12 protein-coding genes are annotated in these 13,990 nt (G+C 46.7%); 8 read left to right on the top strand and 4 right to left on the bottom strand.

The genetic code is table 11. The features are described from left to right. Nucleotides 1-225: 225 nt before the first annotated feature. The 6 genes from DMO16_RS03460 (at nucleotide 226) to DMO16_RS03485 (ending at nucleotide 6,823) form a co-directional block, all read left to right on the top strand. On the top strand, nucleotides 226-1,116 hold the full coding sequence (locus DMO16_RS03460) for a nitrilase-related carbon-nitrogen hydrolase (protein WP_129475358.1): 891 nt from the start codon (nucleotides 226-228) through the stop codon (nucleotides 1,114-1,116). Between the two features lie 27 nt (nucleotides 1,117-1,143). Continuing rightward, nucleotides 1,144-2,517, top strand: a complete 1,374-nt coding sequence (locus DMO16_RS03465; RefSeq protein ID WP_061970428.1) for an NAD(P)-dependent oxidoreductase — start codon at nucleotides 1,144-1,146, stop codon at nucleotides 2,515-2,517. Between the two features lie 25 nt (nucleotides 2,518-2,542). Then, on the top strand, nucleotides 2,543-3,811 hold the full coding sequence (preA, locus tag DMO16_RS03470; protein ID WP_129475360.1) for an NAD-dependent dihydropyrimidine dehydrogenase subunit PreA: 1,269 nt from the start codon (nucleotides 2,543-2,545) through the stop codon (nucleotides 3,809-3,811). A gap of 15 nt (nucleotides 3,812-3,826) precedes the next feature. Next, nucleotides 3,827-5,245, top strand: a complete 1,419-nt coding sequence (gene hydA / locus DMO16_RS03475; RefSeq protein WP_129475362.1) for a dihydropyrimidinase — start codon at nucleotides 3,827-3,829, stop codon at nucleotides 5,243-5,245. Nucleotides 5,246-5,281: 36 nt separating this feature from the next. Further along, nucleotides 5,282-5,509 (top strand): hypothetical protein, encoded by a 228-nt coding sequence (locus DMO16_RS03480; RefSeq protein ID WP_061970422.1) that lies wholly within the window; start codon nucleotides 5,282-5,284, stop codon nucleotides 5,507-5,509. A gap of 63 nt (nucleotides 5,510-5,572) precedes the next feature. Further along, a complete protein-coding gene (locus DMO16_RS03485; protein ID WP_129475365.1) occupies nucleotides 5,573-6,823 on the top strand; it encodes a M20 family metallo-hydrolase in 1,251 nt (416 codons plus the stop codon). Between the two features lie 128 nt (nucleotides 6,824-6,951). On the opposite strand, the gene DMO16_RS03490 is transcribed toward DMO16_RS03485, so the two are convergent. Then, nucleotides 6,952-7,488 carry a GNAT family N-acetyltransferase gene (locus tag DMO16_RS03490; RefSeq protein ID WP_129475368.1) on the bottom strand — a complete coding sequence of 179 codons (537 nt, stop codon included), beginning with the start codon at nucleotides 7,486-7,488 and terminating at the stop codon, nucleotides 6,952-6,954. A gap of 132 nt (nucleotides 7,489-7,620) precedes the next feature. Between DMO16_RS03490 and DMO16_RS03495 the strand changes: the two genes are divergently transcribed. Beyond that, on the top strand, nucleotides 7,621-7,944 hold the full coding sequence (locus DMO16_RS03495) for a winged helix-turn-helix transcriptional regulator (protein WP_061970416.1): 324 nt from the start codon (nucleotides 7,621-7,623) through the stop codon (nucleotides 7,942-7,944). 65 nt (nucleotides 7,945-8,009) lie between these two features. On the opposite strand, the gene DMO16_RS03500 is transcribed toward DMO16_RS03495, so the two are convergent. The 3 genes from DMO16_RS03500 to DMO16_RS03510 are packed head-to-tail and all read right to left on the bottom strand — an operon-like array spanning nucleotide 8,010 to nucleotide 12,050. Next, nucleotides 8,010-9,854 (bottom strand): ABC transporter ATP-binding protein, encoded by a 1,845-nt coding sequence (locus tag DMO16_RS03500; protein WP_129475370.1) that lies wholly within the window; start codon nucleotides 9,852-9,854, stop codon nucleotides 8,010-8,012. Continuing rightward, nucleotides 9,851-11,575 (bottom strand): ABC transporter ATP-binding protein, encoded by a 1,725-nt coding sequence (locus tag DMO16_RS03505; RefSeq protein WP_061970412.1) that lies wholly within the window; start codon nucleotides 11,573-11,575, stop codon nucleotides 9,851-9,853. Before DMO16_RS03505 ends, DMO16_RS03500 begins: the two co-directional genes overlap by 4 nt. Nucleotides 11,576-11,591: 16 nt before the next feature. Next, nucleotides 11,592-12,050: a MarR family winged helix-turn-helix transcriptional regulator gene (locus DMO16_RS03510; protein WP_129475372.1), complete on the bottom strand. Its 459-nt coding sequence runs from the start codon at nucleotides 12,048-12,050 to the stop codon at nucleotides 11,592-11,594. Between the two features lie 250 nt (nucleotides 12,051-12,300). Here DMO16_RS03510 and DMO16_RS03515 point away from each other — a divergent pair, with 250 nt between their 5' ends. Then, a complete protein-coding gene (locus DMO16_RS03515) occupies nucleotides 12,301-13,983 on the top strand; it encodes a propanediol/glycerol family dehydratase large subunit (RefSeq protein WP_241840431.1) in 1,683 nt (560 codons plus the stop codon). Nucleotides 13,984-13,990 lie beyond the last annotated feature (7 nt).

Below are 13,990 nucleotides of genomic sequence, written 5' to 3' on the forward strand. Positions count from 1 at the left end.
ATATGGGGTATTTATTTAACAAATTGTATAATGAAAAATGGAATAAAAACAGGTATAGTTAAAATATTCAGAATTTTAAAAAGAGTACATACCATCTTTGGAGAATAGTTTAAGCAAGAAATTTTTGAAGAATCCATACCGCCTTTCCGTTTCCACACCACAAGCCTTCCGACACCAACGTTTCATGCCTTATCAAACAATTAAATAAATAAAAGGGGAGATATGATGTCAAACTTGGTTACGATTGGTCTCATCCAGGCTTCCAATGAAGCAGAAGGAAGTGAATCAGTAGCGGTTCACAAAGAAATGGCAATTGAGAAGCATATCAAACTGATTCGACATGCAGCTGAAAAAGGAGCACAGATCGTCTGTTTGCAGGAGATTTTCTATGGTCCTTATTTTTGTACGGAACAAAATGCCAAATGGTATGACGCCGCAGAAGAAATTCCGAACGGTCCCACGACCAGCAGGTTTCAGGCATTAGCCAGAGAATTGGGCATTGTCATCGTTCTGCCGATCTATGAACGGGAAGGCATCGCTACTTACTACAATACGGCTGCTGTCATTGATGCAGATGGCTCCTATCTTGGAAAATACCGTAAGCATCATATTCCTCAAGTTAATGTTGGAGATAGCGGAAACGGCTTTTGGGAGAAATATTACTTCAAGCCGGGCAACCTCGGTTATCCCGTATTTGATACCGCTTTTGCGAAGGTTGGAGTTTACATCTGTTACGACCGGCATTTTCCTGAAGGCGCCAGATTGCTTGGTCTGAATGGCGCAGAAATTGTTTTTAACCCTTCGGCCACGGTCGCTGGTCTCTCTGAATATCTGTGGAAACTGGAACAGCCTGCCCATGCCGTGGCTAATGGCTATTATATCGGTGCGATCAACCGCGTCGGAATGGAAGGACCATGGAACCTTGGAGAATTTTATGGACAATCCTACCTTTGTGATCCAAGAGGAAGTTTTGTGGCGATCGGAAGCCGGGACCAGGATGAAGTGGTCATTGGAACCATGGACCGTGAATTGATCCGCGAAGTAAGAAATACATGGCAGTTTTTCAGAGACAGACGTCCGGAAACGTATCAGGAAATGACTGAGCTTTTACCATAAATCAAAAGATCACGGGAGGCGAAGTTGATGAATAACGGAAGCCAGGTGTTTATTTCGCTGGAGGATCTGCAGCGGAATTTCGATGAAGTAAAGTCAGGATTAAGTCCCGCAGACGCAAGGGATGAATCAAACCGATGTTTATACTGTTACGATGCTCCTTGTATTCAGGCGTGCCCGACGGGCATTAACATCCCTTCTTTTATTAAGAAAATCGCATCCGGCAATTTAAAAGGCTCAGCGCGCACCATCATGGAATCCAATCCTGTGGGGGCAAGCTGCGCACGTGTCTGCCCGACAGAAGAGCTTTGTGAAGGCGCATGCGTGCTGAACCATTCCACAAAGCCGATCATGATCGGCGATTTGCAGCGCTTCGCGACCGACTGGGCCATCAAAAATGAACAGGCCCTGTTTGAACGCGGCCAAAAGAACGGTTTGAAAGTGGCCGTGGTGGGAGGCGGACCGGCGGGCTTGTCGGCAGCTCGGGAGCTGGCGCGCTTCGGCTATGAAGTTACCATTTTTGAAGCAAAGGAACGGGCCGGCGGGCTCAATACCTATGGCATTGTGTCTTTCCGACTTCCAGAGCGTATTTCGCTATGGGAAGTAAAGCAGGTCGAGGAACTGGGTGTTGAAATCAAGACCAGCACAAAAGTTGGAAGAGACATTGATCCGGCCGAGATTTTGGAAGCCTATGATGCGGTCATCCTCGCGGTTGGGATGTCCAAAGTGCCGATGCTGAAAATTGAAGGAGAAGAGCTCGATGGAGTGCATGACGCCATCCGGTTTGTTGAAGAAACAAAAACAAAAGAGCTGACTCATCAGTATGTCGGAAAGCGGGTTGCTGTCATTGGAGCGGGAAATACGGCGATTGATGCCGCTACCTGTTCCGTCCGCCTTGGGGCTGAGAACGTAAAAATTCTCTACCGCCGTACAAAGGAGGAAATGACGGCGTATGATTTTGAATACGAATTTGCCAAACAGGATAATGTTGAGTTCCGCTGGCTGACAGCCCCGGTGCGCATTGTTGGGGATGAAAACGGCGTTGTGAAACAGCTCGAATGCATTCGGATGGAGCTTGGTGAACCCGGGCCGGACGGACGAAGAAGGCCTGTGCCGGTAGAAGGATCCGAATTTCTGCTTGAAGTGGATGCCGTTATTAAAGCGATTGGACAAACCCGCCATACCGCCCTTGTGGAGGCTTTTGGCCTTCAACATCAATGGGGCGTCGTAAAAGTGGATTTGGAAACGTATCAAACGTCCAATGAAAAGATTTTTGCAGCCGGAGATGTCATTTTTGGTGACGGTCAAGGAGAAGCAATGGTGGTGACAGCGGCTCAGCAAGGCAAGACTGCGGCTTATGCGGTCCATCAGAAACTAAGAAACTCAATGATCGAAACAGCCTAACCATTCAAATGAGGAGGTTCATAGTATGGCAGATCTTCGAATCAACCTTGCAGGCATAGAGTCACCAAACCCTTTTTGGCTCGCTTCTGCACCGCCAACCAATTCCGGCTATCAGGTTCAGCGTGCGTTTGAAGCAGGCTGGGGAGGCGCCGTATGGAAGACGCTGGGGGAACCGATCATCAATACAACGGCCCGCTTTGCGGCTGTCAGTTTTAACGGTAAAAAAGTAGCCGGGTTCAACAACATTGAGCTGATTACCGATCGTCCGCTTGAAGTCAATTTAAAGGAAATCTATGAAACGAAAAAAAGGTTTCCAAACCACGCCATTATTGCTTCGCTCATGGTAGAGCCCCAACGGGAAAAGTGGCATGAAATTGTCAAACGAGTGGAAGATGTGGGTGTTGATGGGCTTGAGTTAAACTTCGGATGTCCCCACGGAATGGCGGAACGGGGAATGGGCGCTGCTTCCGGTCAGCAGCCGGACCTTGTGGAAGCCCAGACCATGTGGGCAAAGGAAGCCGCACGGACACCCGTTATTGTTAAGCTGACACCAAATATCACCGATATTACCGTAACGGCGCGTGCTGCCGTTCAGGGAGGCGCAGACGCCATCAGCATGATCAATACGATCAACAGCCTGGCTGGCGTGGATATTGATACATGGAATACCATTCCGCATGTGGCCGGAAAAGGCGCTCACGGAGGCTATTGTGGTCCGGCTGTTAAGCCAATTGCGCTGAACATGGTGGCAGAATGTGCAAGAAACCCGCTAATTAATGTGCCTATTTCAGGAATTGGCGGTATTTCCACCTGGAAGGATGCCGTTGAGTTTATGCTGATGGGCGCAGGCGGTGTACAGGTATGTACCGCCGCCATGCACCATGGATTCAGCATAGTGGAAGATATGATCGACGGTTTGAACAACTATTTGGATGATAAGGGCATTGCATCTGTTCAGGATCTGATCGGCAAGTCGGTGGAACGCTATTCGGATTGGGGCAACCTTGATCTGAATTACAGGATTGTCGCCCGCATCAACCAGGATGTATGCATCAACTGCAACAAATGCCATATTGCTTGTGAAGATACCTCACATCAGTGCATTGACATGCTGACCGATCCGGACGGCAACCGTTACTTACAGGTGCGGGAAGACGATTGTGTCGGATGCAATCTTTGCTCTATCGTCTGTCCTGAAGACGGCGCCATCGACATGGTGGAACTGCCGCATGAACAGCCGCCCATGACTTGGAATGAACGCCAAACGGTACTGGCGGTTTTTAAAGGAAATTAAGGGAGGAACAAGCAGATGAAAAAGATCATAAAAAACGGAACCATTGTTACCGCATCTGATACGTATGTTGCCGATGTGCTGGTCGAGGACGGAAAGGTTGCCGCCATTGGGCGGGACTTGCCATCTGATGGACTCGAGGTGATTGATGCCGAAGGATGTTACTTGTTTCCCGGCGGAGTAGATCCCCACACCCATCTTGAGATGCCTTTTGGAGGAACCGTAAGCCGCGATGATTTTGAAACGGGAACCATTGCTGCAGCTTTTGGTGGAACAACAACAGTCATTGACTTTTGTTTAACAGACAAAGGAGTACCATTGAAAAATTCGATTGAAACGTGGCATAAGAAATCGAAAGATAAAGCGGTCATTGATTATTCATTCCATCTAATGATTGGAGAAATCAATGAAGAGGTGCTGCAGGAAATTCCCCAAGTAATCGAAGAGGAAGGAATCACATCCTTTAAAGTCTTTATGGCCTATAAAAATGTGCTTCAGGCAGATGACGAGACTCTCTATAAAACATTGGTTATGGCCAAAGAGCAAGGAGCTCTTGTAATGGTTCATGCTGAAAATGGAGATGTGATCGATTTTCTGACAAAAAAGGCGCTTGATGAAGGAAAGACCGACCCAATCTATCATGCTTTGACGCGTCCGCCGGAGCTCGAAGGCGAAGCAACTGGTCGTGCCTGCTTGATGGCAGGACTTGCCGATTCTCAATTGTATGTGGTTCACGTCACCTGCCGCGAAGCCGTGGAAAAAATAGCAGAAGCTCGAAGCAAAGGCTATAACGTGTATGGCGAAACCTGTCCGCAATACCTTGTATTGGACCAAAGTGATATGGAACGGCCCAATTTTGAAGGCGCCAAATATGTCTGGTCACCGCCGCTGCGTGAAAAGCAGCATCAGGAGCATTTGTGGAATGCTTTAAAGAACGGCCAGCTGCAGGCACTGGGTTCGGATCAATGCTCGTTTGATTTTGAAGGACAAAAAGATCTTGGCAAAGGTGATTTTACAAAGATTCCAAACGGCGGTCCGTTTATTGAAGACCGCTTTACGGTTCTTTTTTCAGAAGGCGTAAAAAAGGGCCGAATTACCCTTAATCAATTTGTAGATATTATTTCTACTCGTTCTGCGAAATTGTTCGGTCTCTTTCCGGAAAAAGGAACCATTGCTGTTGGCAGTGATGCGGACATCGTCATTTTTGATCCGGCAGTGGAGCGGACCATCTCCGTACAAACCCACCATATGGCTGTAGATTATAATGCCTTTGAAGGCATGAAGGTGACAGGAGAGCCGGTTTCCGTTCTGTCTCGCGGTGAGTTTGTCATCAAGGATAAACAGTTTGTCGGCGCACTCGGAAAAGGGCAGTATGTGAAGAGAAAACGGTTCAATGCCGCAGAGAACAAACAAATGGCAGCTCTTTCTAAATCCTGAATCGTTCGTATTTTAAGAGTCAAGGGAGGCTGGTGTATGACTGCGTCACAGGAATATTTTGAAGAGAAGGCAAAAATTGATCTCCTGCTGAACCAGGGCTTTAAGATAACAAAAGTTACAGAAAATCTGGATGGAGCCACGGTTGTTTTTGAATCAGCGAATCAACGTAATCAAGAGGTATTGCTGATTGAAACAGCTGATGCGAGAAAATATTTTTCTTCTGTTATGGTTTCATTGCAAAAGAATCTTACGATGGCAGAATAATAGAGTAAGAAGGCTGTTGGGCAATAGTCAACAGCCTTTTTATACATAGAAGGAGGAGTACTGATGCAGGTTCAAGAACTAAAGATTAATAGTGAGCGGCTGAATGGCCGTCTCGATGAGCTTTCCAAAATAGGGAGAATAGGAGATACTGGCGTATGCCGTCCCGCTCTTTCTACTGTTGAAAAGGAAGCGTTCGAACTGGTTGGCTCCTGGATGAAAGAGGCTGGATTAAAGGTCAGGATTGACCACTTTGGAAACCTTATTGGGCGGATGGAAGGGAAAAACCCTGATGCACCAGTTCTCATGATGGGTTCTCATTTGGATTCACAGCCCTACGGAGGAAGGTATGACGGTCCGGCAGGCGTCCTTTCTGCTATCGAAGCTGTCGCTACCCTCAATGAACAGGGCACCACGCCGGAACGACCCATTGAAGTGGTATCCTTTTGTGATGAAGAGGGCTGGCGTTTTAACCGTGGGCTGTTCGGCTCCAGGGGGATTCTTGGAAAGCTGGAAGAAGCTGACCTGAAGCGTAAAGACCAGGATGGCGTAACAAGAGAACATGCACTCCGTGAATTTGGCTGTGACCCAAAAAAATTTCAGGAATCGCAATATAAACCTGGCAGCATCCATGCTTTTTTGGAACTGCACATTGAACAGGGTCCTGTTTTGGATAAAGGGAACTTGCCGCTTGGCGTCGTTTCCGGTATTTCAGGTCCGCTTTGGTGGACAGTGAAACTAAAAGGCTTTGCCGGTCATGCAGGTTCCGTTCCCATGGCTATGCGCCAGGATGCCATCCTCGGCATGTCGGAAATCTCCCTTGCTCTCAATCGCATTGTCCGGCAGGATGAGAAAGCACCAACCGTAGGAACTGTGGGGCATGTACAGGTGTTTCCGAATTCAAGAAATATTATCGCAGAGGAAGTGACCTTTACAATTGATCTGCGGGATATTGACCAAAATCGCAGGGACGCCTATGAAAAACAGCTAAGGCAGGAGATCAACGACATCTGTGATAAATACCATTTATCTTATGACATACAAGAAGACACCAACAGCGAACCCAGATATTGTGCGGAATGGATTAAAGAAACCATGCACAGTGAAAGCAAGAAAATGGGACTTGAATTGCCAGAATTGATGAGTGGCCCGTTTCATGATGCACTGATGCTTTCCTATGCATGTGACTATGGAATGATTTTTGTCCGCTGCAAAGATGGGATCAGCCATAATCCGGCAGAGTATTCCTCTCCGGAGGATTTGGCGCTTGGTGCTGAACTGCTTTATCGGACGATGAACAAAATGATGGTCATTTAATAAATAGGAGAGGGGCTGTCCTGAAAGTCAAAAATTGACCTTCAGGCATCCCCTTTTTGCGTAAAACATTAGTATTTTCTTCAAATTAAGAAGATATGTACTTTTTGAAAAGAGCGAACAGCGGGGTTTTATCGACATTTTCTGTTTCGCAACACAGTAATAAAGCCGCCCAATATATCATGAGTCACGACAAAACCTTTTCGCTGATAAAATTCAAGCGCGTTTTTGTTTCCATTTGAAACATAAATGAACAAATCTTCAACCTGGTTAAATTGCCGTAGCCATTCCATGGACATTTCAAATAACTTCGAGCCGATCCCATATTGGCGGTAGCCGTCTTTAATATAAAATTGGGAAAGACAGCCGACTTGATCGCCCGAAACAGAATTCAAATCAAAGAACGTGGCAAAGTCATTGGAATACGCCGTCTTGGGAGAAACATTGGTATAAACATAGCCAATCATCTCATCTCCATCCTTCACGGCGACGAGGTGATTATGAAGAGCCGACTCGATGGAGGGGAGCATCCTTGTTTCAAAATTCATGGTGTTAAAGAGTTCCGGCTTGATCACGGCCTTGGACTTTTGGTAGATCATCAGTTCATTGCATAACTCTCTGCATTGTACAGCCTGATCAGCCGGCAAAATCTCATAAGTTAACTTCATATCTTTCACCCTTTCATTTTCTCAAATTAAAAAAGCTACGATATAATCATAATACAGCCAGAATGGAAAACAAGTATGCAGTATTTTATGAGTAAGTCAGTAAAAACTGAGTAAAGGGTGGTATAGTGCTTCGTGGAACAGTATAAAAGAAAAGAAGATTGCCCGTTAACGTTCGCCCTGACTTTAATTGGCAGCAAATGGCGGCTTCCGATCATATGGGCGTTATGGAACGGAAAAATCTTGCGCTACAACGAACTCAAACGAAGAATAGATGGCATAACCAATATGGTGTTATCTCAGTCATTAAGAGAAATGGAAAACCAGGGATTGATTCTTCGCAAGCAATATATGGAGATTCCACCGAGAGTGGAGTACTCACTGACAAAGGATGGAGAAGCTTTGATTCCATCTCTTGAATCATTGGCGAAGTGGGGAAAAGCCATGCAAAATAAATAGGCATTTTGAAAAAAATTTGGGACAAAGATAAAGACTCCCTTGCATCGGCAAGGGAGTCTTCTTGTTTATCCGGCTTCTTTTTCCGAAAACTGGCTGTTGTACAGATCGGCATAGAAACCGTCTGCTGTTAGCAGCGTTTCGTGTGTTCCTTGTTCGATCACTTTACCCTGGTCCATGACGAGAATCAGGTCCGCATCCTTAATGGTCGACAGGCGATGGGCAATCACAAAGCTGGTGCGCCATTTCATCAAATGGTTCATGGCTTTCTGAATATAAATTTCTGTCCTTGTATCCACGTTGGAAGTCGCTTCATCAAGAATCATGATGGGCGGGTCCGCCAGAACAGCTCGGGCAATGGTTAAGAGCTGTTTTTGCCCTTGTGAGATATTGGACGCTTCTTCATTCAACACGGTCTCATATCCCTCAGGTAGAGTGCGGATAAAATGGTCTGCATGCGCCGTCCGGGCGGCAATGATAATTTCTTCATCGGTTGCTCCTGTTTTCCCAAAAGCAATATTTTCTTTAATCGTTCCATGAAAAAGCCAGGTATCTTGAAGAACCATGCCAAACTTGCGCCGGAGTTCAGATCGTGGCATCTTCCTCGTATCTGTTCCATCAATTTCGATCTTTCCGCCATTCAGCTCATAAAATCGCATCAAGAGGTTGATGAGGGTCGTTTTGCCTGCACCTGTTGGTCCGACAATTGCCACTGTCTGGCCGGGAGCTACCTCGATGTTCATATCCTCAATCAGCAATGATTCTCCATAACCAAAGTCCACATGTTCAAAACGGACAGCACCTTCCGTTCGGTTCAAAACCGTATCTGTCTGTTCTTTTTGTTCCTCTTCTTCATCCAGCAGTTCAAAGACCCGTTCAGCAGCAGCCACCGTCGATTGAATGATATTGGCGATGTTGGCGGTTTGGGTCACAGGCTGTGTGAATTGTTTGGAATACGTAATAAAGGCTTGTATGTCACCAATGGAGATCGCGCGTTTGGTGACCAGGATCCCGCCGATCACACTGATGAGTACATAGCTTAAATTCCCGATAAAGAACATCATAGGCATGATGATTCCGGAAATAAATTGTGCTTTGCTTCCCGCACGGTACAGTTCTTCATTGATCCCTTTGAATTGCGAGATGGCTGCTTTTTCATAACCGAACGCTTTCACCACCTGATGCCCGGTATACATTTCTTCAATATGGCCGTTCAATTGGCCCAACGTCTTTTGTTGGTCTGCAAAATGTTTCTGAGACCGTTTCAGAATAGGACGGATAACAAACATGGACAGCCCGAGACTTACAATGGAAATCAGTGTGAGCAGGGGACTGATCGAAAGCATCATGATAATAATTCCGAGGATAGTCACGATGGAAGTAATGAACTGTGTCAAACTTTGCTGAAGCGTGCTTCCGATCAAATCAATATCATTGGTCATCCGGCTCAGTGTTTCTCCGTTTGGCCGTCCGTCGAAGTATTTGAGAGGCAGCTTTTCTAGTTTCTGATTAACATCCCGCCTGAGGTCAAACACGGTGTCCTGAGCCACGGTCGACATTAAATACTGCTGAAGAAAATTAAAAAGGCTGCTGAGCACATAGAGTCCTGCAAGGATGAGAAGCAGCTGTCCGATTTTTTCAAAGTCAATGGCAGCTCCGGGTATGCCTTTAAATTTTCCGTAGGCTCCTTCAAACAGTACCGTAATGGCTTTACCCGTAATCTTCGGTCCTATAATCACAAAAACGGTACTAATAATAGCTGCGATAAAGACTGCGACCAGTTTTCGTTTTCGCGGTTTTAAATAGGATAAAAGGCGGAGGAGTGTTCCTTTGAAGTTTTTTGCCTTCTGGCCCATCATTAACATGCTGCCTCCGCCAGGGCCGTGGCCCATTGCGCCTTGTTGCCTGCTCATGCAATTTCCTCCTCAGTGAGCTGGGACAGGGCGATTTCCCTGTAAACCTCATTGGTTTCCAGAAGCTCCTCGTGTGTTCCCATACCAGCTATTTTTCCTTTTTCAAGAACAATGATCTGGTCTGCATCCATTACGGTATTGACGCGCTGTGCCACAAGCAAGACGGTGGAGTTTCTGGTTTCTTCTTTAAGCGCAGCCCTTAACCTGGCGTCTGTCTTGAAATCGAGTGCTGAGAAGCTGTCGTCAAATAAGTAAATGTCCGGTTTTCGAACGATTGCCCGTGCGATGGAAAGTCTTTGTTTTTGTCCTCCCGACAGGTTGGAGCCACCTTGTTCCAGTCTGGACTCAAAGCCGTCTTTCATCTTGAGGATAAAATCTTCAGCCTGAGCGATTTCTGCAGCATGCCGGATTTCTCCATGAGAAGCTTCGGGTTTTCCATAGCAGATGTTTTCAGCAATCGTTCCAGTAAAAAGGACTGCTTTTTGCGGAACAAATCCAATCTTCGACCGGATTTCGTCTTGCGTGGCATTTTCAATGTTTACACCGTTCAATCGGATGGTTCCTTCTGAACACTCATAAAAGCGCGGGATCAATTGAAGCAGAGTGGATTTTCCGGACCCGGTTCCGCCGATGATGGCTGTAATCTCTCCGGCCTGTGCCTTAAAACTGATGGAGGAGAGAGCGGGTTCCTCGGCACCTGGATAGCTAAAGGTAACCCGATCAAATTCAAGAGTTCCCGGCTCAGCGTCTGCCCGTTCTGCACCCTTATCCTCAATTGCCGGCTGAATGTTCAGCACTTCATTGATCCGGCCGGCCGAAACGGCTGCGCGCGGAACCATGACAAACATCATCGATGACATGACGAGGGCAAACATAATTTGCATGGCATACTGTGTGAAAGCCATTAAGTCACCAATCTGCATGGTGCCGTTGTCTATTCTCATGCCTCCGAACCAAATGATGCCGACGATGGTCAAATTCATAACCAGCATCATGACTGGCATCATAAAGGCCATAATCCGGTTTACTTGGATCGAGACATCCCTGAGGTCTTTATTCGCGTGCTGAAGACGTTTCTTTTCCTCGAATTCACGATTAAACGCCCGAATCACCCGAACGCCCGTTAAATTTTCCCGAAGGACCAGATTCAGACGGTCCAGCCGCTTCTGCACTGTTTTAAAAAGCGGAACTGCTTTGTATAAAATCAGCAGGATGGAGGCGACCAGCACGGGAAGAGTCACCACAATGACCAAAGACAACTTGGCATCTTTTGAGACAGCCATGATGATGCCCCCTACCAGCATGATGGGGGCGCTGATCACCATACGAAGCATCATGATAACCACTTGCTGCACCTGGGTAATATCGTTCGTCGTTCTCGTAATGAGGGAAGCGGTTCCCACCTGATCAAATTCATGCAATGAGAAACGTTCCACGTGTTCAAACACCTTCAGTCGAATGTCACGCCCGAGGCCAATGGCCGCTTTGGAAGAAAAATAGCTTGCAGTAACCGAAGCCAGGGCACCAACCGCTGATACAAGGAGCATCCAGCCTCCGACTTCCCAGATGTAGGATAACTTACCGGGAACAACGCCTTTGTCGATAATGTCTGACATAAGAGTGGGCAGAAACAGGTCTGACATGGATTGGATGAAAATCAATCCAAACACCGAGGCGACCATCCACTTATAGGTCGCTAAGTTTTTTAGTATTTTTATCATTGGGCATTTTCCTCCTTTACTCTTTTTCTTCAAGATGCTGAGCAATATGCAGGTGTGTTTTTAGAAGGTTATGAAACTGGTCATCTTCCAGACCTTGAACTGCCTCCCCGATAGCCTGGTGGATGCCGTCATTTTGCTCATGAATGGTTTTTAATAGTTTCTTTCCTTTTTCGGTAATGGAAAGCTGAATTTCCCGTCGGTTATCTTCGACCGGCTGCCGATGGAGCAAGTCTTCACGAACCAAAGCATCCACCGACTGACTAAGTGTACTTTTTGGAAAAAAGGTCTTTTCTCCAAGATTCTTCTGAGTTAGTTCCTTATGAAGAATCATGGCGGTCAAAATGGTATATTGCGGCACGGACAAGCCGTTATCAGCTGCTGTCCGCTGGACAATCCGCATCACATTTTTTTGCACATTCCAAAAAGAGCGGAGAAGCTGAACCGACCGGGTGGCGTGCAGTGTTTCAAATTCCATGAACGACCCTTCCTTCTGTTTATTAACTGTTCATTTTAGAACAGTTCATCTATGAACTATTATACGTTACCTCCAACGTCTTGCACAGTCAATAGGCTGAAGGAACAATAGGAAAGGTTATGATTCTCCTAAAATTAAGACAGAAGGTTTTATAAATCCAAAAGAAAGTAGCTTTTTTTCAAAGACTGCATTTTTTTACCGCTGTAGAATAAAGATACAGAAAATTTAAACTTTTGAAGGAGTTGTTGGCATGAATCGAACGATGACAGAAAAGCGTTCCAAGCGGTTTAAAGTGCTTGAAGAGCGGCCGGTTAACAAAGACGGCTTTGTAAAGGAATGGCCGGACCAGGGATTTGTTGCCATGTCCAGTCCTCATGATCCAGACCCGTCGTTAACAATAGAAAACGGCAAGATTACCGAAATGGACGGCAAAGAGCGAAAAGACTTTGATATGCTGGATCAGTTCATTGCGGACTACACGATCGACGTGTCGGCAGCAGGAGAAGTTATGAAAATGGAAAGTATCGAGATTGCCAGAAAACTGGTGGACATTCATGTTTCCCGTTCTGAAATGATTTCGATCGTTAAGGGAATGACACCGGCTAAAGTGGTGGAAGTGCTGAACCAGCTGAATGTCGTTGAAATGATGATGGCCTTGCAGAAAATGAGAGCAAGAAAAACCCCGGCTAACCAATGCCACGTAACCAATGTTCGTGACAATCCGATCCTGATGGCTGCCGATGCGGCAGAAGCTGGAATTCTCGGGTTTGATGAACAGGAGACCACGGTCGGCATTGTTCGGTACGCTCCTTTTAATGCACTAGCCTTGCTCGTAGGTTCACAGACCGCAAGAGGCGGAGTCTTGACACAGGATGCGCTTGAGGAAGCAACGGAATTGCGGCTGGCCATGCTGGGGCTTACCACCTATGCCGAAACCATTTCCATTTACGGAACGGAATCTGTCTTTATGGATGGAGATGACACGCCGTGGTCCAAGTCCTTTTTGGCCTCGGCCTATGCTTCAAGAGGCGCAAAAATGCGCTTTACGTCCGGAACCGGTTCAGAAGTGCAAATGGCAGGGGCGGAAGGGAAGTCCATGCTTTACCTTGAAGTCCGTTGTGTCATGATGGCAAAGGGCGCCGGTGTTCAGGGGCTGCAAAACGGGTCCATCAGCTGTATCGGTATTCCTGCGGCTGTGCCGAGCGGGTTGCGGGCGGTCCTGGCGGAAAACCTGGCCACAACTATGTTCGATCTTGAAGTCGCCTCGGGAAATGACCAGACATTCTCCCATTCGGAAATCAGGCGAAGCGCCAAAATGCTCTGTCAAATGCTGCCAGGCACCGATTTTATTTTCTCCGGCTTTAGCGCAGTGCCCAATAGTGATGATATGTTTGCCGGCTCCAATATGGACTCATCGGATATTGACGACTATCTTATCATTCAGCGGGACATGATGGTTGACGGCGGACTGAAACCTGTAGAGGAAACGGACGTTATCAATGTCCGCTATCAGGCAGCGAAATCCATGCAGGCGATCTTTGAAGAGTTGGGTTTTCCGAGGATCACGGATGAAGAAGTCGAAGCGGCAACCTATGCCAACAGCAGTGCGGATATGCCAAAACGCAATGTAGTGGAAGATTTGAAGGCGGCAGAGCGGATCTTAACGGAAGAGATTACTGGATTTCAGGTAGCCCTCATCCTTGCCAAAAGAGGCTACCAGCAAACGGCGGAACGGATCTTCAATATGCTGAAGCATAAAGTAGCAGGTGATTATTTGCATACTTCTGCGATTATCAATGCGCAAAATGTAGTGTTGAGTGCGGTTAATGATGAAAACGATTACAAAGGACCGGGAACAGGCTACCGATTGGGCGGGGAGCGATGGGAAGAAATCAAAAATATCCGCCAGGCGATCAGTCCCAGCGATTATTAAGGAGGGA

This window comes from Fictibacillus sp. S7, from assembly GCF_004127935.1.
Lineage (GTDB): Bacteria > Bacillota > Bacilli > Bacillales > Fictibacillaceae > Fictibacillus_C > Fictibacillus_C enclensis.